Raw genomic sequence first — 19,931 nt, forward strand, 5'->3', positions numbered from 1 at the left:
GATGAAGAAGAAAAAAACTTTAATTATCAATCAACGCCATGAGTTGCCTTTTTCAAAAAAAATTGGCTGGGACATAGTAACTATTTTGCTGTGGGCTGGTTGGATATATTTGTGGAAGCCTTTACTGATAGTTTTTTATAACATTGTTACTCTTGATGCGCATGTAGATGAGATATCAAAAGTAATTTTTGATGAGATATCAGCAGTTACGGTTGAACATGCTCTGCTTATGCTCGTTGCAACACCCACCGTTTTGTTTATTTTGTCGTGGTTAAATCGCCACGTTGCTCCTAGTGAGCATTTTATTTATAAGTTTGATGAGTATGCTAACTATTTTAAGGTAGATAGCACAAAACTGCGAGAAACAATGGACTCTCAACTAATTACAATCTATCATGACGACAACGGTCATATTGCAAATATTGAAAATAAGATTTAGTTTCTGTTTATAGCCTTTGCAGCAAGGTGTCCACTTGCCCAGGCAAAGGCAAAGTTGTATCCGCCTCTTTTGCCCACAACATCTAGCACCTCTCCGCAGAAGTAGAGATTTTTTTGCTTTAGCGATTCAAAAGTTTTTGGATTTATCTCTGTTGTATCTACTCCGCCGCCTGCAACTTCCCCATGTCTGAAACCATGCGTGTCAGTTACGTCAAAACGCCAGTTTAAGAGCTGATTTGCTATTTTTTTGGCGAGTTTTATGTTGATTTCATTATTACATGTAGAAGCCAAAATACCCAAATCTTCTAAAAGAGCTTGAGCAATTTTTAAGGGAACAAGCCCCGCTAAAATATCCAAAATAGTAAATTGAGGCATATTTTGAGCAAGAGAGCTTATGTGAGATGAGAGTTTTTGTGCATTAAAAGCGGGAAGCAGATTTATCGAGATGCTTACATGTAAATGCTCCATCAAAGCAACACTTGCTCCTTGAGAGATGTCTAGTATCGCAAAACCTGAAGCACCGTAGTCGCTAAAAAGGATATCTCCATTACATGTAAGCTCTTTTTTGCTGTTTATAAAAAGTGTGACTTCACCATCAACTTTAGCTCCGCTCATCTTTTTTACGATTTTAGAGTCAAGATGAAGTTGAACAAGAGATGGGTAGGTCGGGACAATATTATGCCCAAACTCTTTTGCAAACTCCACTCCGTCACTGTTTCCGCCTAGATGTGAAGCCGCCTCTGAGCCTGTTGCTACGACAACCGCGTCATATTCACTTAAGAGTTTTTTAATATCAGTTATTTTTGTGTCCGTATGAAAACTTACACCGAGATTTTTAGCATAATTAATCAATAAAGATGCAACGCTTTTTGCCTCATTACTTAACGGATAAACTCGTCCATCATCTTTTATGTCTAGCAAAAGCCCGATACTTTGACAAAATTTCTCAAACTCCAAAAAGCCGAACTCTTTTAATGCATAATCCATAAAGAGCGGATTTTGCGAGAAGTAATCGTTACATGTAAGATTTGTGTTTGTAATGTTACAACGACCGTTTCCTGAAACCAGAATCTTTTTTGCACATTTGGAGTTTTGCTCAAAAATATCTACATGTAGTCTCTCTTTAGCACAAAATATTGCACATAAAAGCCCGCTTGCACCACCACCGATAATCGCTACTTTTTTCATTACAGAGTCACTATTTTCGCCCCAAAACCACCCATGTGTTGTGGTGCGTCTTCAAATTTTTTGACTCTTGGGTGAGCTTTTAGAAACTCTTTGACTGCGTAAGAGAGTTTTCCCGTTCCTATGCCGTGATAGACTATCACTTCATCCCAACCGTTTATAAGTGCGTCTGAGATAAATTTGTCTAATACTTCGTTGGCTTCTTCGGCTCTCATGCCATGCAAATCGCATTTTAATCCCGCTCTTTTTTGAACTTGTAGATTTACGTCAGTTCTTGGTTTTTGCTTTATAATTTGAGTATGTTTTAGTTGTGATGTTTGTACTCTTACTCTCATCCCATCAACTTCTACAATAGCCTCTTTTTTATCTTTCATAGCTACAATCACACCTTTTTTGCTATGGTATTTTACGTTATCACCGATGTTAAATTCTGCAATTTGAGCGATTTTTGGTTCGTTTGTGGTTTGTGGAAGTTTCTCTTTTGCCTTGTTCATAGCTCTATGAATAGCTTGTGTATCTCCAGCTCGAGCAGCTGCTTTTGCCTCATTTATGGCGATTTCATAACTCTCTTTAAGGGCGCTTTTTTCTCTATCTAGCTCTTTAAAGAGAGACTCTTTTATCTCTTTTAACTCTAACTCTTTGAGTGTTATGTTCTGTAGCTTTTCATCGACTATTTTATGTTTTTGTTTCAACTCTCGCTCAAGCTGTGAGCCTCTCTCTATAAGAATATTTAGCTTCTCACTGTTATCGCCATAAACGGCTTTTGCCTCATTAACGATTTTGTTTGAGATTCCATATCTGCTTGCAGTCTCAAATGCGTAACTTTTACCGATAATCCCGTGCATAAACTCATAAGTTGGAACTCTATTTTGCTCATCATAAATCGCCGCCATAAGTTCTACATCATCACGATCAGCCATAAGAGCGGCAAGGCGTTTGTGATGGGTTGTGACTACTATCTTTTGCCCTCTTAAAATTAACTCATCAAGGATGACTTTAAATAGAGCTGCTGCTTCGTCACTATCGGTTCCAAGCTCTATCTCATCAACTCCGATAAGTGCATCTCTATGTTCAAAAATCTTTGAAAACTGCTGCATACGCCCTGCAAATGTAGATATATCATTTTTGACATTTTGAGGGTCGTCAATGATTGCATGAATGCCTTTAAAATTTCCAATATGTGATTTATGCTCGTTTAATTTCATTGGGATGATATACTTCGCCATAAAAGCGGCACTTAAAATCGACTTTAAAAGCATAGTTTTTCCACCAGCGTTTACACCAGTTATCATTAAGATATTTTTAGAAAAATCTACATGTATAGGTTTTGCATGGTGCAGAGCAGGGTGGATAAAACCCTCCAGAGTGATTTTTGAATCTTTTTTTGATTTTATGAGTGATAGATTTTTACTCTTTGCAAACAAAACTCTAGCTTGATAATTGTCAAATTTAGTAAACTCTTTGTCTATAAAATTTATAAAGGGTAAAAGATCTGAGAGTTTTGATGAAAACTCTTTTGCATAAGTATAAAAAATTGCTTCTCGCTCTTGAGTGATGTAGCGAATTTGCTCTTTTGCCTTTAGTATGCTATCTGGTGAGACATAGAAGCCTCCACTGCTGCTTCTGCCTACTATTGCGCCTTTTAGGACATGGTTAAATCCACCACGAACCAAAAGAGCTTCTTCATCATTTATGAGATGTAGTTGGCTGTCTATAAGGTATGGCGTAATTTTTGAACTTGATGTGAGTCGCTTTAGTGAACTGTTTATAGTTGCTTTTTGCTCTTTGATTCTTGAGCCAAGGGCAAAAAGAGTCTCATCAAGATTTTCTTCAAATTTGCCATCATGTGTAAAGTACTTCTCAACTTCAAAAAATTTTGGCTCAATGACAAACTTATCCATCCACTCACCGATAATGCTTTGGAGATTTTTGTTTTTAAAGTAGCGAAAATAGCGAACAACTTTTACAATCTCAAAAATCTGCTCAAAGTGCAATACACCACGCTTTTGAAGATGAAGTTTTATATTTGTAAAGTCAGCTACTTTTGGAGGAGCTTTAAACTCTATAGCATCAAGTGATTTGATGTAACGGTAGTGAAGTTCTTGATCGCCCTCCATAAAGAGAGAGTCATCACGAGAGAAGAAACTTTTAAAAGAGTTTATATGCTCATTTAAATCGAGCTGATTGATAAGTAAATCAATCTTTGTTGGAGCAATTATTGGCATTTAGAGACGCTAATCATCTGACCATAAAATGGAGTTTTTTCCTTACCTATAAAAGTATAAGTGCCAATACTAAGCGTAAAGTTTGTACTATTTACATCAATTCCATCACATGTAATAGTGCTGTTTTGGTTAAATTTCATAACCACGTTCATCATCTTATCTCTTTGGTTATCCGTATAACTGTTAAAAGCGATGGCAGATAAGATTATAAGGAGCGTAGTAGCGCTTATTGCTATCTTTTGCTTAAAAGTTACATCCGTAAGGTAGTGAAGTGCTAAAAAAAATAGCCCTACAACTATAACACCAACTATATATGTCATTATGCAGTTCCTCTGATTTGATAAGTCAAATCTCCAGCACCAAAACCTATAATTAAACCTTTATCTAGAGTTTTTAGCTCCTCTTTGTCTTTTATAATAGTAATTGTATTGTTTGCTCTTGAGATATTATCAGCCATTATTAGGTTGTATCGCTTAAATTTCTCTTTAAAATCAATCTCTCGCATTGCCTCTCCAGCTGGCCAAACTGGAAGTATGATAAGCTCCGCAGCTCCCTCAAAGCACTTTATAAACTCTTCTAAGTTATCAATAGTGCGAGAGTATTTATGTGGCTGCCAAATCGCTGTGATTTTATCAAAACCTTTAAGAAGCGCATACTCTTTTAAAGATTCAAATGTTGCTTTTATCTCTGTTGGATGGTGACCATAATCATCAATAATCACTCTATCGCTCTGTGCTCCAACGATATCAAAACGTTTCTTAATGCCTTTAAAAGTCAATATTTTCTCTCGTATCAACTCAATATCCATAGACTCATTTGCTGCCAAAATCGCTAAAGAGGCATCAAGTGCTATATGTTTTCCAAATCCCCAAACATCAAAACTCCCCAAATCTCTTAGAGTAAATCTAGTGTGTGGTTCATCATCTATAAGTACAAATTTTAGTTCTGTAATCTCTTTGCTAGGATAGAGCCAGTTTGCTTCAATTTCACCGATAAGTTTACTCAAAAATGGGTCTTCAGCGTTTAAAATACGACATGGTGCAGATTTTATAAAAGTTTTATATGAGTCATAAAATAGTTCGAAGTTGTAGTCATAGTATTCCATGTGTTCTGGCTCAGCATTTACAACTATTGAGCAGTGAGGATTTGAGTTTATAAAACTTCCATCACTCTCATCCGCTTCAAAAATCATAATATCGCTACTTGCGTCGTACCTTACATTTGAACCAAATGCTTTTGATTCAGCACCAATAATAGCGGAGCCGTCCATTATAGCACTGAGTATTGCAGTAGTTGTACTTTTACCATGAGCGCCAGCAACAGAGTAAACTTTTGAAGTATCTAAAATGCGCAGTAATGCCTCACGTCTGGCTAAAACTTCAATTCCTCTTGTTTTTGCTTCTACTATTTCTGGATTGTCAGGGCGAATTATAGCAGAGTGGATAACTAAATCTTGATTGCTGATAGCAGAAGCGTCATGTGGAACTGTAACTTTTATGCCAAGGGAGCGAAGTTTTTTAGTGATAAGACCATCAGATATATCAGAGCCGCTAACTTCATGCCCCTTATAGCGCATATATTGTGCTAAACCAGATATCCCTATGCCACCAATTCCGATAAAATGAATTTTCATATAGTTACTCCCCATCTATTTGGGAGTTTTCTAGCAATTTTTGTGCCTCTTTGGTTTTAAAACAGCTTATATAAAAAGTTCCAGCTTCACTTGTTGCATCTAAATCAGCAATATTATCGATAAAATTATCAAGTGAGATATCTTTTTCAGATGCAAGAGCGTGAATTTTTAGTGCATCTGAGAACTCGTTGGAGTTGCTAAGACCACTTAAGACTTCAAAAAGTGCACTCGCATCAGATATTTTACCTGCACTGTAGTTCTCAATAGCATACTCATAAAGCGCTCTTAGTGTTGCAAAGTCTTGAACTTCTTCCATATCCATTGCTCTGTGAGACTCTAATGTGTCTGTGAGTCTCTCTAAGGCTAAATCTAATATATTTGCATAATATGAGCCAAGAGTATCTTCATCAAAAACCTCATGTGCTCTTCGCTCAAGTACATATAGTGATGCAATATCGCCATTTTTTTGAGCTTTTAATATCTCTTCTTTTAATATTTCAACACTATTCATGATAAACACTCCTTTATTCTCTTTAGCGCACTTTTGATTTTTTGTGTATCTTCTACTAGAGCGATTCTAATAAAATCTTTTCCTGGATTGAAACCGTTTTCATCATCTCTGCCCAAGTACTCGCCTGGGAGGACTTTTACATTGTAGTTTTTATATAGTTTTTTTGTAAATTCTAATGCATTTGGAACTCTTAACCATAAATAAAAGGTAGCTTCTGGAATCTCAATTTCCAAAATTTCACGTGCTGCTTCAAAATTTTTCTTATAAATCTCTCTTGCTTCTTCTACATGTTCTTCTTCTCTCCATGCCGCTGCTGCTGCACTTTGAAGCGGAAGAGGCGAGGCACACCCTATGTAAGTTCTGTAGTTGATATACTCTCTTAGGATATTCTCATCTCCAGCGATAAAACCTGAACGAAGCCCTGGAGCTGATGAGCGTTTTGAAATTGAGTTAATGACTAGCACATTTTTAAAACTACTATTTCCTACATGTAGAGAAGCTTCAAGAAGTGATGGAGTTGGATTTTTTGTATATATTTCACTATAACACTCATCGTTTAAGAGTACAAAATCATATTTTAAAGCTAGCTTAACCCAGATGGAGAGTTCTTCAAGACTTAGGGTTGAAGTTGTTGGGTTGTTTGGAGAGTTTAAAATTACTAAATGGCAAGATGAGAGTTTCTCCTCATCTATCTCAGGTTTAAAACCATTCTCTTGAGTCAAGTTAAGATAAATACTCTTTGCTCTTGAAGCAATTGCGGCACCCTCATATATCTGATAAAAAGGGTTTGTAAAAGCGATTGTAGGTTCTTTTTTATCAAAGAGAAAAAACTGAGGAAAGTTAAAGAGAACTTCTCTTGTTCCAAAAGTTGGAATTATCTCTTTGTCTGTGAGTTTAACATTAAATCTTTTTTCAACAAACTCCCTTTGTGCCTCTCTTAACTCATCTTCCCCCGCTGTTTTAGGGTACTTTCTAAGTTGTGCTGCACTATTGCAAAGAGCTTTTTGAATAAAATGAGGTGTTTCAAACTGCGGTTCACCAATAGTTAAAATTGAAGATTCATACTCACTATTTGGAGTGATACCTTGAAGTAAAGTGTTTAATTTTTCAAATGGATATGGTTCAAAATTCATTGTTTTCGCCCTTTATTATGGGCGAAATTATATCTAAAATCTCAAAGATGGAAGTAAATGACTACTCAAATTCCTCTAAACAAGAAACACTTCCCTCTGATACTCTGCAAAATTTTGAATCTTTATCAAAAGATATCATATATGGACGTTGCTTCATATCTAAAGTAGCGGCAACTTCTGCAATCTCTTTTATCGCTTTAATTGTCTGAGACTTTGCCTTATAACCACTTACATCAACAATCTCTTTATCAATCATCACTTCAATAAGAGTCTCTTTTGGGTCTTTGGACTCTAAAATATATTGCATCATATACTCTGAATCAAGGATAGGAAGCCTATAAAAAAACACATAGTAGCTATTTGAGAGTTGGAGCATTTTGTTTTCGTATATTTTTTTCATAAGAGCACGAGAGAATTCACAAAGCGGATCTACAAAAACATAAACTTTGCTTGCTTCTCCAGAGCCAAATTTAATTGCATGATGCTCAATAGCTTCCAAATCAGCTTTTGGTTTTTGTGTAATATCTATTAGCTCTGCGCCAAATATATTTATAAAAAGAAGAAAAATTAAAGTTAAAAATTTCATCTGCTACTCTTTGAGAGAGAAAATTTTTGGGTTACTAACTCTCCATCGTTATTAAAAAAAAGATAGTAGAGTTGATCTTTTTTTACATTGAATCCAGCTAAGTATCTAAGCGCTAAGTTTGCCTCAAGCGAAGCTACATGCATAACTATAGGAGCAGTAATGCCCTCTGGTGTTTTAGAATTTATTTTAAAAGCATCTCTAAAAGATGAGTTTTCAAAAAAGCAGATTTGCCCATGAAAAGCCTCTACACTTCCATAAATCCATGGAGTGCTTCTCTTTATAGCACAATCATCTATTTGAGCACGAGTATTAAGGTTATCTGTTGCATCAATGAGTAAATCAACTGCTATATTTTTTTTGCACCACTCTTCAAACGTGCAATCATGCGCAATAGCTTTTACATAAGCGCATCTCTGCTCTAAAATCTGAGCATTTATTTCTGCTTTATTTTTCCCCTCATCACCAAGTTTAAAAGCTATTTGGCGATGAATGTTATGCGTGGAGACTTTATCAAAATCTATTACATGTATCTCGCCAATTCCACTAGCACCCAAAGCAAAGCAGAGGGAGCTTCCTAATCCACCTGCGCCTACTATGGCTATCTTTTTGCTTTGAAGCGAGTTTTGTGTCTCCTCTCCCCAAAGTTGTACTTGTCTGTGAAAATACTCCATCATAAACCACTCCTTTTATTTAGTGCATCTCTAAAGCCCCAAGATTTTTTAGCTGCCATTACGTTTGCGTGGCTCATATCTACTATCATAAGTTCCTCTTTGTTACCTAAATGCTCAAGAAGTTCTCCATTAGGTGAAGCTAAGAGTGAGTCACCATAAAAATTCCAGCTATGTTTTTTATCTATATATTCGCCAATTCTGTTAGCTCTTAAGATGTAGCAGTTGTTAGTAAAAGATCGAGATAAAATAAGTGCTTTCCATCTCTCGTAAGATTCAAATGTAGAGACACTTGGGAGTAAAATACAATCCACGCCTCTTGAAGATAGATGAGAAAACATAGCATCAAAGTGAAGCTCAAATCCGCTCATAATTGCAAACTTAAAACCATCAACTTTAAATATAAGTGGTGATTCAAGCTCTTTTATCTCATTAGCAAAAAATTTCTCTTCATTCCAATGAGGATAATTTATGAGGATTTGTTGTTCATAATAAGTAGTAGAAGAGGGAGAAAATTTTGCAATAGTTTTAAAAACTTTAGCTTTTTTTACTATAACGATAGGTGCAATAATGTTCATGTTGTAAGTTTTTGAGAGCTCTTTTAAAACCTTTATCTGATGCAGTGCCTGCTCTTGTATCATAGCTGTTGATAACTCTTGAAGCTCTTTAAAAAATGGATTTAAAATGTATTCACCAAGAAGTAAAACTTTGACACCTTGCTTGTGAGCGACTCTTATATAGTTGTAAAGTTTTGTCGAGCTCATACCTTGAGCACTTAGTTGAAGAACTGCTGCTCTCACTATGTTGCCTTTATCTCATTGATTTTGATTTGAGCATCTTCTAATATTTTTTGTGCAGAGGAGAGTTCACTCATTCCTAACTCGTATGCCCTTAGGCTATCTTGAAGCGTTATCTCTGGATTCATAAGTCTCTCTAAAACTTTTTTTGCACTCTCTAGTTTCGATTCAAAAGCTCCGCTTTCTTTAGTAAAAGCTCCGCTTTCTTTAGTAAAAGCTCCACTTTCTTCAGTAAAGCCTTTAGCTTCTTCTATTAAGCTCTTTTTTGCCATCTTTTTATCCTCTTCTTTATCTTTGTTATTTTGAGTCTAACATATCTTTGATATTTTTTTCAAATTTATCTACTTCAACTAAAAAAGCGTCATGCCCATAATTACTATCTATATCGAGATAACTATGATTTGTGTTTCCAATCTCTTGGAGTGCATCACTTATCTCTTTCATCTCAAAATTTTTAAAGAGTTGGTCATTACTAAAGCTAATAAGATGAAGCTCACATGTAATCTTTTTTAGAGCCTCTTTGAGCGAATCAAATCCTCTTGATATATCGTAAATGTTTATCGCTTTTGTGATGTATAAATAAGAGAGCGGATCAAACCATTTTGTAAAATTATAGCCATTGTACTCTAAAAAAAGTTCAACTTGAAACTTTCCAAAAAGCTCATAAAGTCCATCAGTGTTTTTATACTCTCTGCCAAATTTGTTTTTCATAGATTCATACGACAAAAAGCTTATATATCCAGCCATTCGTCCAACAGCCATTCCAGAGAGACCATTCTCTTTTATGGTTTGGCTATCGTAGTATCCGCCTTTAAAATCCGCATCTTTTAAGATAGATTCTTGAGCAACCTTGTTAAATGCTATTGCCCAAGGTTGAGTTGCATGAGTTGTTGCCATAGTTATAATTTTAGATGCAAAATTTGGATAGTGAATAGCAAAAAGAAGTGCTTGCATACCTCCCATTGAACCACCAATAACAGCATGAGCTTTATGAATGCCAAGTTTATCAAAAAGAATTATTTGTGCTTTTACCATATCTTTTATGGTTACAACTGGAAATTTATAGCGATACGGATTGTGGTGTGGATGAGCAGGACTCATTGGACCAGTTGAGCCAAAACAGCTACCTATTACATTTGTGCATATTACAAAATATTTATCGGTATCTACTGCTTTAGCAGAGCCAATTAGGCTGTCCCACCAACCAGCCTTTTTATCTCCATCATAAATACCAGCGCAGTGATGAGAGCCAGTTAATGCATGGCAGATAACAATAACATTGCTTCTATCATCATTTAACTCACCATAAGTCTCATAAGTAATATCATAAGGCTCTAAAATACGCCCACTCTCTAAGTAAAGTGGGTTTGTAAAATGTTCTGTATATGTTTTTAGATTCAGTGGCAACTCTTAAGCCTCTAGTGCTTGTTTCATGTCGTCTATTAGATCTTTTATACTCTCTAATCCACATGAGATGCGAATAAGACCTGATGGAACTCCACAAGCAATTAACTCTTGCTCATTTAACTGTTGATGAGTTGTAGAAGCTGGATGAGTTATGATTGATTTTGAATCTCCGATATTTACAACAAGAGAGTAGAGTTTTGTCGCATCTACTATTTTTGTAGCCTCTTGAAGTGAAGCAACTTCAAAACTAAGAAGACCGCTACACTCGCCACCATCAAAATATTTTTGTGCATTTTTATAGTTTGCGTTACTTTTTAACCCTGGATAGTTCACTTTTTTTACTTTTGGATGAGACTCTAAAAACTCTGCAAGAGCCAGAGCATTTTTAGAGTGTTCTTTCATACGAAGAGATAGAGTCTCAATCCCTTGAATAAAGAGCCATGAGTTAAAAGGTGATAAAACAGCACCTAAATCTCTTGATAGTGAGAGTCTTGCTCTTAGGGTAAATGGAGGAAGACCTATATTAACATAAATGAGTCCATGGTATGAAGGGTCTGGATTGTTAAAGTGCTCATATCTTGGATTTGAGCGAAGTTTTTCTACTAGATTTTTTCTCTCAACTAAGATCCCGCCAATCGCTAAACCTTGTCCAGTTGTGTATTTACTAGCACTATGTACAACAATGTCTGCTCCAAATTCAAAAGGGCGGCACAGCACTGGCGTTGCGACTGTATTGTCAACTACACTTAAAATGCCATATTTGTCCGCTATCTTAGTAATTGCTTCGATATCTGCTACATCAATGCTAGGGTTTGTGAGAGATTCAAAAAATATTACTCTTGTTTTATCATCAATTAAAGATTCAAGAGATGACATGTCGTGAACATCAAAGTATCTAGCCTCTATTCCAAATCTCTTAAGAGTGTGAGTATTTAGTGTTAAGCTACCGCCATAAAGCTGTTTTGCACAGACTATATTTTCTCCAGCAGCAGTCGCATTTACAATAGCAAAAAAGGTAGCACTCATTCCGCTAGAAGTTGCCAGAGCAGCTTCTCCGCCCTCAAGTGAAGCAAATCTTTTTTCAAAAACATCAGTAGTTGGGTTATTTAGGCGTGTGTAGATATTCCCAAGTTGTTTTAAAGAGAATAAATCTGCTGCATGCTCAACACTGTTAAATTCATAAGCAGTTGTTTGATAAATTGGAACAGCCATCGTTCCTTGCGAATCTTTAGTATATCCCTCATGCAGAGCTCTTGTTTGTAAATCCATCTTAGCTACCTTGATTTAAATATTTAAAAGTATTCTACCTAAAATGGTTTAATCTTAGTTTTAAAAGGATTAGTTTTTAAAGCTTAAGTCCTTTTGTCCAATCTTCCATCACTTTGTTTAATTCCTCTTTTGGAGGCTCCATAAAATCGATTACTATTTTATCTTCAAACTCACAAATGCCAATACTTCTTGGACGAACTGCCAAAATTTTTGTAGCAGGAATCGCTTGCCCAAAACAAAAAACTACATTTTGTGCATCCAATAAACCATCCATAATAGGACCACCCAATTTTTTTGTATGGGCATAATGATCAAAAATAGCGATAAACTCTGCCACTGGGTGGCTTGCTATCATCTCCTTAAAATACTCTACTATCTCTTTTGTACTTGAGAGGCGCATCTCGCTCTTTAAAAACTCTATGCTGCAAACTGGATATTTATCCATAAACACTGTTTTTTTCATATTTTTTTCCTTTTAAAATTTTACTCTTGAATACAAATCTCTTTTTTAACAATATGCACTATCGTCTGGTATGTAACTATTAGGACAATAATCGTCGTAGCTGCAACCATCACATAAGATAAAAGTTCAAAAAATAGAGATGCTTTTATGTGATACATCAACATGGCACTTATCGCCATTGCAGCGATTGGAAATACAAAAGCCCACCATGAGATGAAAAACTTTATCTTTATAAAATTTTTATACATAAACAGAACTAAAAGTGTAAAAAACAGAGCAAGGTTAAAAAGCATAAGAGCAAAAGTGTCAACAACTTCAAACATCTTATAGTAGGCAATAAAACCTACTGCGGGAGGCGCTATCAAGATAAAAAGTGTTGGCATAAATTTTACAGCTAACTGATTATGAAAGATTATTCTATTGAGTATTAGAGAAAATAAAATAATCCAAAAAAAGATTCCAACGCTGAAAAAATATATTAAGATATCAATATCAACAAATCCTATCCCACCAACTGGAACTAAAAGATTTCCAACAATTGGAATAAACCAAGCAGGATTTGAGTGATCTATCTGTTGGTTTTTATTTATCCAAAAAGAGATAGTGTACATGGTTAAGTAGAAGTGTAAAAATGTTCCAGGATACCAAAAAATAGCACTAATTAAAGGAAACTGCTCTTTATATATAATGGAGAGCATCAGCATAGATATTGAGATGGCAGCAAAGAAATTTATTCTTACTGGATGAGAAAACTCATTTACTACAGCCATTTTGTATCGGAGAGATTTTTTTGCATAAATTGATAAAACAACTAAAAAGACAGCAGTTGTGAGATACATAAATATTTCACCTATAGAAGAGGGAAAATTAAGCCAGAGAGCAGCTTTTTGGTACGTTATAGTAAGACCACTCAACCCCATCACTATTGCAAACATCATGACAGGGAAAAATTTTAGTCTATTTATTTCAAGTCCATTTTCCATTTAAAGCCTTTCATTATTTAAAGTTATAATTTTTATAAATTTTACTACTTTTTGTAATAAAAGTCAATGCTTTTATAAAGAATCTCTAACCAAAAAATTACTAAAAAATAACAACTATTTACCGATTTAAAAGGAAGTAAATCAAGGAGCATGTCATGAAGATACAGGACTCAAATTTATCACTTTCATCAACATATCAAAAAAAAGATAAGATTGAAGAGAGTGAGAGTTTAAAGGTATGGGGTGATGAAGATTTTGTTAAAAAATTTAACAAAACAGATCGTGTTGAACTCTCAAAAGAGAATAACTTTTCTCAATATAATAAGAGCGGAATAGTTGCTTCGGATGATGAACTTTTTGATATTGCACTTGATCCTAAACTAATGAAAATTATAAGAGCAATAGAAGTTTTAACAGGAAAAAGGATAGATCTTAGCTCATACTCTAATACTAACTCTTTAAATAAAACAGATGGTTTACATGTTGGCGCAAATAAAGATTCAAAAGAGCCACAAGAGCAACAATTAGAAGGTTGGGGAGTTGATTATAGCTACTCTCGTAATGAATTTCACAGTGAAGAACTTCAATTCTTAGCAAGTGGAAATGTGGTAACTAAAGATGGCGCTAAAATTGATTTTAAAGTAGCATTTAGCATGAGTAAAAGTAGCGTTATGAGTGAAAATATCTCTATAAAAGCTGGAGATGCTCTAATTGATCCACTCGTACTTAATTTCAATGGCGATATGGTTACTATGAGTAAGATAAAACACAATTTTGATCTTAATCTTGATGGAAAAAGTGATGAATTTTCTTTTGTTGCAAAGGGTAGTGGTTTTTTAGCACAAGACAAAAATGGTGATGGCAAAATTAACGATGGAAGTGAGCTTTTTGGACCTACATTAGGCAATGGCTTTGAGGAGCTCTCAGCATATGATGAAGATAATAACATGTGGATTGATGAGAATGACTCTATATTTAAAAAATTACTAATCTGGACAAAAGATGAAGATGGCAAAGAGGAGTTTTTCACTCTAAAAGAGAAGGGAGTGGGAGCGCTTTATCTAAAACCTATTTCAACAAGCTTCGTGTTAGAAGATGAAGAGAATAAAAGTGTCGCAAAATTGCGTGAGAGTTCGATTTATTTGAGTGAAAATGGAAGAGCAGGGGTGCTTCAAGAGCTTGATTTAGTAGTGTAAGATTATAAGTTTTATTTTATATCTTCATAAATAACTACTGTTCCAGCTAATAGGTCATGTAGTCCTCTTTTATCTTCTCTAAATGCAATCATAAAAAATCCAATTAAGAAAGTGAGTATAGAGGCAAAATACCCAAGAGAGCGAGTTATAGTTTGTCTTGTATCTATCTCTTTGAGTGTTTTAGCTTCAACTATTTTAATTTTTAAAATTTTTTTCCCAGGAGTTGCTCCTTTAAATTTTCTCCAAAAAAGAGCAGTTATGAGTAAAACCAGAACTTCAAATAAAAGTTCCCATTTAAGAGATTTTTGTGGTTGGTCTGCAAGAGCCATCTTGGCATTTCCACTCATTGCATAAGAGATGTTTTGTTGAAATTGTGAAAAATCAAACCAGTTGCCATCACTTAAAAAATAGATGATAATTGCAACAGGAATAGCTAAAAACAGAGTATCTAAAAATGAAGCGAAGAAGCGTACCCAAAAGCCAGCATACCTTACTTCATTCATATGATTATATTTGGTAATTCGGAGCTTCTTGCGTTATGATAACGTCATGAACATGACTCTCTTTAAGACCAGCAGTTGTAATTTCTACAAATTCTGCTCTTTCCCAAAAAGTAGGAATATCTTTACTTCCACAATATCCCATAGAAGAGCGAAGACCACCCATCATCTGATGAACAATCCCAGCGATACTTCCACGAAATGGAACACGTCCCTCAATCCCCTCTGGCACAAGTTTGTCTGCTGCAGTTCCCTCTTGGAAATATCTATCGTTTGAACCTTTTTGCATAGCTCCAATACTTCCCATTCCACGGTATGATTTATATTGGCGCCCTTGAAACATTATTGTCTCTCCAGGAGACTCTTCAGTTCCTGCTAAAATAGATCCAGCCATAATACAACTCGCACCAACCGCTAAAGCTTTAGCAATGTCTCCTGAGTATTTTATACCACCATCTGCAATAATTGGAACTCCATGTTGACGCCCTACATCAGCGCACTCAGAAATAGCAGATATCTGTGGTATTCCTACACCTGCTACTATGCGAGTTGTACAGATAGAACCAGGTCCAATTCCAACTTTTACACCATCTGCTCCAGCTTCAATTAGCGCAAGAGTAGCTTCCGCAGTTGCTATGTTCCCTGCTATTACATCAACCATTAAAGTTTTTTTAATCTCTTTTACTGTGTCTAAAATTCCCTTTGAGTGTCCATGTGCAGAGTCAAGAACTAAAACATCAACTCCAGCATCAACGAGCGCTTTAGCACGATCATATTGACCAACACCAATAGCAGCGCCAACTACAAGTCTGCCAAAAGCATCTTTGTTTGAATTTGGATACTCTATGCGTTTTTTAATATCTTTGATAGTTACAAGACCTTTTAAAAATCCATCATCATCAATTATAGGGAGTTTTTCTATCTTATTTTTATGCATGATATCAGCTGCATCATCAAGAGAGATACCTTTCTTTGCAGTGATAAGGGGCATTTTTGTCATAACTTCATCAGCTCTTTTTGTCATATCTTTTTGAAATCTCATATCACGATTTGTAAGAATTCCTAATAGTTTATTGTGCGCATTAATAACTGGAACGCCTGAAATTTTAAATTCACTCATAAGTGCGTCAGCATCTGCTAAAGTAGCATCAGGATAAACATAAATAGGATCTATTATTACACCACTCTCGCTTTTTTTAACTTTTTTAACCTGTTTACATTGTGTCTCAATATCCATATTTTTATGAATAATTCCAATTCCGCCAAGCCTAGCCATCGCAATCGCAGCACGATATTCGGTAACAGTATCCATAGCAGCTGAAACCATAGGGATTTTAAGTGAAATACTTTTTGTTAATTTACTCTCTAGCGAAACCTCTTTAGGCAGTACTTCTGAGTACTTTGGTACAAGTAAAACATCTTCAAATGTCAGGGCGCGGCTTCGAATTTTCATGATAATCCTTTTGGGGTATAAAAGTTATTTATGTTGCAATAAAATTCTGTGAATTATAGCTTTTTTGTTGTTAAAAAAATGTAAAAGTTGCTTTAAATATAAAATAAACAATCTATGTTTTAGAAGTAAAATAGATGTATAATAGATAAAAATATTTCACAAAAAAGGTGTAAAAATGGAATCAGCACTCCTGTTTGTATCTGTAGAAATACCAATAATCATCACAAAAGATGACCTTGAAAAAGAGTTTCCAGAACTTATTTTAACAACTATAGAGAAATCTTTTGTGGGTGAGATTTCTAAAGATAAATTTATATTTACAACCTCTTTTGGAGTTATCACATTTTGTAACTTTAGTCATGAAGAGATAAAATCTTATTTAGGGAGACTAAACGTTAAAGGTGCAGCACATTATCAAACCAAACTCATAAATCAAGACTATCCAATGGTTATAGACGTAGAGTACCAAAAGCCACTTATAGATACACATACAATCAAATATAATAAATTTAACAAATCTGTTGCATCTATTGTCTCTCTTGTGCTTTCTCGAAGTGTTGGGCTTGAGATAAGAGAAAAATCCTTAGAAACGAAGATGCAAGAGAGCAAAAAGCTATATGATACAATAGAAAATATAAAAGCAAAAGATAGAAAAAACCTTATGAATTTTGCAAGTAGCATAGCCAAAGAGAGATTTGAAATCTTAAATAAACTTTTTTTATTAGATAAACCTGATATTATTTGGGATGATTTTGAACTTGAATTACTCTACAACCAACTAGCACTTCAACTAGAGTTAAAGTCAAGATTTGATGTCATAGAGTACAAAATATCATTTTTAAAAGAGTCTGTTGAGTTCATAACAGATAGAGTAAACCAAAAATCAAGCGAATTTTTAGAGTGGATAATTATCTGGCTAATCGCAATAGAGATACTGTTTTCAACCTATGAGTATATAATTAAGCCAAATTTTTAGCGAATTTAAATTTTAACTCTATTTTTGATTAATTTTTCCAATTGCACATGAGACAAAACTTTTAGCTTTAAGAGAACCTTTTGTAAATGTTCCAAGCTCTTCGTCTTCCATAGGATAGCCAAGGGATTTCATCTTTTTACGAAAGTTTAGTTCAGCTTCTTCATCTTTTATATCTAGAGTAACAACTCTAGGCTCTTGCGATAAATCAACATCCACACTGCCAAATTGACTCTTTAGTGACTCTTTTATAGTGTTTGCACAGCCACCACATTTTATATTTAGCACTTTAAAACTTTTTTTCATAATATCTCTCCTTTAGTTTAAGTATTAAGCGTTGTAATTTATCTCTCTCTCAAGGCTAAGTGCTCCATCAAAAAGAGTCTGCTCGTCATAAGCGTTTGCAATGAGCTGAAGACCTATTGGCATCCCCTCAGAACTTTTTGAAATAGGAACAGAGATAGCAGGAAGCCCCGCAAGATTTACGCTGATAGTGTAGAGGTCGCTTAAGTACATCTCCATAGGGGTTGAGAGTTCTCCAAACTTGTTTGCGGTTGTTGGCGCAACTGGAGAGAGTATTAAGTCCACATTTTCAAATATTTTAGAGTATTGATCTTTTATGAGGTGTCTTGTTTTTTGCGCTTTTACATAGTACGCTTCATAGTATCCGCTTGAGAGAACAAAGTTACCTAGTAAGATACGGCGTTTTACTTCATCCCCAAAACCTTGGCTTCTTGTTTGAACAAATGTATCGTTAAGGTCTTTTCCTACAACTCTGTTTCCATAGCGAATGCCATCATAACGAGCTAAGTTTGTAGTAGCTTCTGCAGTTGCCGTGATATAGTAAGCAGAGATGTCAAATTTTGCATCCATCAACTCAGCTTCAACTATCTCATGCCCCACTTTTTTAAGAGCATTTATTGCCAACTCATAAGCTTTTTTTACATCTTCACTTGCATTTTGGATATGCTTTGGTAAAACGGCAATACGAATTTTACGGTTAGGATTTAGCTTGTCGCTAACTTTGTCATTTTTGTGCGCAGATGTTGAGTCTTTCTCGTCGTGTCCGCTGATTATGTCGTATAAAATAGCCGCATCTTCAACGTTTTGAGTCATTGGACCTATCTGATCAAGTGATGAAGCATAAGCTCCCAAACCATAACGACTAACTCTGCCATAAGTTGGTTTCATCCCAACTATTCCACAAAAAGAAGCGGGTTGACGGATACTTCCACCTGTATCACTCCCAAGAGCTGCGATAGCTAGACCTGCGCCAACAGCTGCAGCACTTCCACCTGAGCTTCCACCAGGAACGCAATCTTTGTTATGAGGATTTAGAGTTTTACCATAAAAGCTTGACTCAGTAGTACTTCCCATAGCAAACTCATCCATGTTTGTTCGACCAAACGGGCTTAGTCCCGCACTTAACATCTTCTCAATTACAGTTGCATTGTAAGGAGCTATGTAACCTTGAAGTATATTTGAGCCTGATGTTACAGACCAATCTTTAACCTGAATATTGTCTTTTATAGCTATCGGTACGCCATCACCAATGTTGTAAATATCTATATAAGCGTTTAACTCTGGATTTGCCTCTATCTTTGCTTTTAAATCATTTTTAAAATTTTCTAGTTCGTCTTTGCTTAATTTAAGTGCTTCTTTTAATGTAATCACTACTTTTCCTATCTTTATAAATTATGGTCTGTATTATAGCAAAATGCGTCTGTTTTTTCTTTAGGCGAATGTATGAATGTTTATGTATTACTAACGGTTGACTTCAGTGACGCAGTGCGTTCACTGCTAGGCTTTGTTAGACAATCTACCTATAAATCTATCAACTCTAAACTTTTAGCAATACTTTCGTCTAAAAACTTACGCAAGTCATCTTTATTATTTATCGCTTGTAGATAATCATCTCTATGTTCATTTTCAATAAGTGGTGGGACAATATTATTTTGAATAGCTTGATATGCCATTATTAATCTTCCCACTCTTCCATTGCCATCTGCAAATGGATGGATTCTTTCAAATAAAATATGAAATTCTGATATATCAAGTAAGTCCATTTTATTGCTATGAAATCTATAAAGTAAATTTTCAACATCATTTGAGATCATATGTGGTAAAGATAGTTTTATATCTACACCTTTGATGTATCGCTCATCTAATCTATATGCTCCAATCGGTTTAGATACATATTGAGGTGCTACTTTTAATGCATCCTCAAACATAATGGCATGTATATCTTTTATAAAGCTACTGTCAACAAGATTTTCTTTATTTGTAGCTTCACGAACTATTACATCATAAGCTTTTGCAAAACCTAATATTACAAGTTGCTCACCAAGTGGCTTATGTCCTGCTGTATGACCAAGCTCAAGTAATTCTTTTGTTTCACCGTATGATAATGTTGTTCCCTCCATTGCATTTGAATGGTGGGTGATTGATATTCTTAATTGTCTAAAGAGTTCTTCTCTTTGTTTTAGTGTTAATTCGCTTAGTTTTTGCATA

The 19,931-nt window shown here is 35.1% G+C and carries 22 protein-coding genes; 3 read left to right on the forward strand and 19 right to left on the reverse strand.

Translation table 11 applies throughout. The features are described 5' to 3' along the window. The first annotated feature begins 1 nt into the window (after position 1). Positions 2–439: a poly-beta-1,6-N-acetyl-D-glucosamine biosynthesis protein PgaD gene (pgaD, locus tag SUDEN_RS11200; RefSeq protein ID WP_011372385.1), complete on the forward strand. Its 438-nt coding sequence runs from the start codon at positions 2–4 to the stop codon at positions 437–439. Here the strand turns inward: pgaD and SUDEN_RS03945 are convergent. From SUDEN_RS03945 to SUDEN_RS04010, 14 genes are all read right to left on the reverse strand, one after another. Further along, the gene (locus SUDEN_RS03945; RefSeq protein WP_011372386.1) at positions 436–1,626 is read right to left on the reverse strand and encodes an NAD(P)/FAD-dependent oxidoreductase; all 1,191 of its coding nucleotides are present in this window, start codon (positions 1,624–1,626) and stop codon (positions 436–438) included. The two genes, pgaD and SUDEN_RS03945, sit on opposite strands and share 4 nt — an antisense overlap. Beyond that, positions 1,626–3,848, reverse strand: coding sequence for an endonuclease MutS2 (locus tag SUDEN_RS03950; RefSeq protein WP_011372387.1), 2,223 nt, complete (start codon positions 3,846–3,848; stop codon positions 1,626–1,628). The genes SUDEN_RS03945 and SUDEN_RS03950 overlap by 1 nt, the downstream gene beginning before the upstream one ends. Next, a complete protein-coding gene (locus SUDEN_RS03955) occupies positions 3,839–4,168 on the reverse strand; it encodes a hypothetical protein (RefSeq protein ID WP_011372388.1) in 330 nt (109 codons plus the stop codon). Before SUDEN_RS03955 ends, SUDEN_RS03950 begins: the two co-directional genes overlap by 10 nt. Then, positions 4,168–5,481: a UDP-N-acetylmuramate--L-alanine ligase gene (gene murC / locus SUDEN_RS03960; RefSeq protein WP_011372389.1), complete on the reverse strand. Its 1,314-nt coding sequence runs from the start codon at positions 5,479–5,481 to the stop codon at positions 4,168–4,170. Before murC ends, SUDEN_RS03955 begins: the two co-directional genes overlap by 1 nt. Positions 5,482–5,485: 4 nt before the next feature. Then, positions 5,486–5,992, reverse strand: a complete 507-nt coding sequence (locus tag SUDEN_RS03965; protein WP_011372390.1) for a hypothetical protein — start codon at positions 5,990–5,992, stop codon at positions 5,486–5,488. Continuing rightward, the gene (locus SUDEN_RS03970; RefSeq protein WP_011372391.1) at positions 5,989–7,125 is read right to left on the reverse strand and encodes a succinyldiaminopimelate transaminase; all 1,137 of its coding nucleotides are present in this window, start codon (positions 7,123–7,125) and stop codon (positions 5,989–5,991) included. The genes SUDEN_RS03965 and SUDEN_RS03970 overlap by 4 nt, the downstream gene beginning before the upstream one ends. 61 nt (positions 7,126–7,186) lie before the next feature. Then, on the reverse strand, positions 7,187–7,711 hold the full coding sequence (locus tag SUDEN_RS03975) for a hypothetical protein (protein ID WP_011372392.1): 525 nt from the start codon (positions 7,709–7,711) through the stop codon (positions 7,187–7,189). After that, the gene (locus tag SUDEN_RS03980) at positions 7,708–8,385 is read right to left on the reverse strand and encodes a HesA/MoeB/ThiF family protein (protein WP_011372393.1); all 678 of its coding nucleotides are present in this window, start codon (positions 8,383–8,385) and stop codon (positions 7,708–7,710) included. Before SUDEN_RS03980 ends, SUDEN_RS03975 begins: the two co-directional genes overlap by 4 nt. Beyond that, complete coding sequence (locus SUDEN_RS03985) at positions 8,382–9,179, reverse strand: carbon-nitrogen hydrolase family protein (RefSeq protein ID WP_011372394.1); 798 nt, start codon at positions 9,177–9,179, stop codon at positions 8,382–8,384. Before SUDEN_RS03985 ends, SUDEN_RS03980 begins: the two co-directional genes overlap by 4 nt. Continuing rightward, the gene (gene xseB / locus SUDEN_RS03990) at positions 9,179–9,448 is read right to left on the reverse strand and encodes an exodeoxyribonuclease VII small subunit (RefSeq protein ID WP_011372395.1); all 270 of its coding nucleotides are present in this window, start codon (positions 9,446–9,448) and stop codon (positions 9,179–9,181) included. Before xseB ends, SUDEN_RS03985 begins: the two co-directional genes overlap by 1 nt. 25 nt (positions 9,449–9,473) lie before the next feature. Next, positions 9,474–10,583, reverse strand: coding sequence for a homoserine O-acetyltransferase MetX (gene metX, locus SUDEN_RS03995; RefSeq protein WP_011372396.1), 1,110 nt, complete (start codon positions 10,581–10,583; stop codon positions 9,474–9,476). A gap of 3 nt (positions 10,584–10,586) precedes the next feature. Beyond that, the gene (locus SUDEN_RS04000) at positions 10,587–11,852 is read right to left on the reverse strand and encodes an O-acetylhomoserine aminocarboxypropyltransferase/cysteine synthase family protein (RefSeq protein ID WP_011372397.1); all 1,266 of its coding nucleotides are present in this window, start codon (positions 11,850–11,852) and stop codon (positions 10,587–10,589) included. A gap of 76 nt (positions 11,853–11,928) precedes the next feature. Next, positions 11,929–12,315 (reverse strand): DUF6858 family protein, encoded by a 387-nt coding sequence (locus tag SUDEN_RS04005; RefSeq protein ID WP_011372398.1) that lies wholly within the window; start codon positions 12,313–12,315, stop codon positions 11,929–11,931. Positions 12,316–12,335: 20 nt separating this feature from the next. Then, positions 12,336–13,298 (reverse strand): SLAC1 anion channel family protein, encoded by a 963-nt coding sequence (locus SUDEN_RS04010; RefSeq protein ID WP_011372399.1) that lies wholly within the window; start codon positions 13,296–13,298, stop codon positions 12,336–12,338. 155 nt (positions 13,299–13,453) lie between these two features. On the opposite strand from SUDEN_RS04010, the gene SUDEN_RS04015 reads away from it, so the two are divergent. After that, a complete protein-coding gene (locus SUDEN_RS04015; RefSeq protein WP_011372400.1) occupies positions 13,454–14,494 on the forward strand; it encodes a hypothetical protein in 1,041 nt (346 codons plus the stop codon). Positions 14,495–14,505: 11 nt separating this feature from the next. Here the strand turns inward: SUDEN_RS04015 and SUDEN_RS04020 are convergent, their stop codons facing one another. Both SUDEN_RS04020 and guaB read right to left on the reverse strand, forming a co-directional pair. After that, positions 14,506–14,997, reverse strand: a complete 492-nt coding sequence (locus tag SUDEN_RS04020) for an RDD family protein (RefSeq protein WP_011372401.1) — start codon at positions 14,995–14,997, stop codon at positions 14,506–14,508. Between the two features lie 4 nt (positions 14,998–15,001). Beyond that, positions 15,002–16,447, reverse strand: a complete 1,446-nt coding sequence (gene guaB / locus SUDEN_RS04025) for an IMP dehydrogenase (RefSeq protein ID WP_011372402.1) — start codon at positions 16,445–16,447, stop codon at positions 15,002–15,004. Positions 16,448–16,622: 175 nt separating this feature from the next. On the opposite strand from guaB, the gene SUDEN_RS04030 reads away from it, so the two are divergent. Beyond that, positions 16,623–17,423 (forward strand): RMD1 family protein, encoded by an 801-nt coding sequence (locus SUDEN_RS04030; RefSeq protein WP_011372403.1) that lies wholly within the window; start codon positions 16,623–16,625, stop codon positions 17,421–17,423. A gap of 18 nt (positions 17,424–17,441) precedes the next feature. Here the strand turns inward: SUDEN_RS04030 and SUDEN_RS04035 are convergent, their stop codons facing one another. The 3 genes from SUDEN_RS04035 to SUDEN_RS04045 all read right to left on the reverse strand — a co-directional run bounded on the left by SUDEN_RS04035 (position 17,442) and on the right by SUDEN_RS04045 (position 19,930). Beyond that, complete coding sequence (locus SUDEN_RS04035) at positions 17,442–17,726, reverse strand: heavy-metal-associated domain-containing protein (RefSeq protein WP_011372404.1); 285 nt, start codon at positions 17,724–17,726, stop codon at positions 17,442–17,444. Between the two features lie 24 nt (positions 17,727–17,750). Continuing rightward, positions 17,751–19,094: an Asp-tRNA(Asn)/Glu-tRNA(Gln) amidotransferase subunit GatA gene (gene gatA / locus SUDEN_RS04040; protein WP_011372405.1), complete on the reverse strand. Its 1,344-nt coding sequence runs from the start codon at positions 19,092–19,094 to the stop codon at positions 17,751–17,753. Positions 19,095–19,243: 149 nt separating this feature from the next. After that, positions 19,244–19,930, reverse strand: a complete 687-nt coding sequence (locus tag SUDEN_RS04045; RefSeq protein WP_011372406.1) for a Fic family protein — start codon at positions 19,928–19,930, stop codon at positions 19,244–19,246. Position 19,931: the final 1 nt, after the last annotated feature.

This window comes from Sulfurimonas denitrificans DSM 1251, from assembly GCF_000012965.1.
GTDB lineage: Bacteria > Campylobacterota > Campylobacteria > Campylobacterales > Sulfurimonadaceae > Sulfurimonas > Sulfurimonas denitrificans.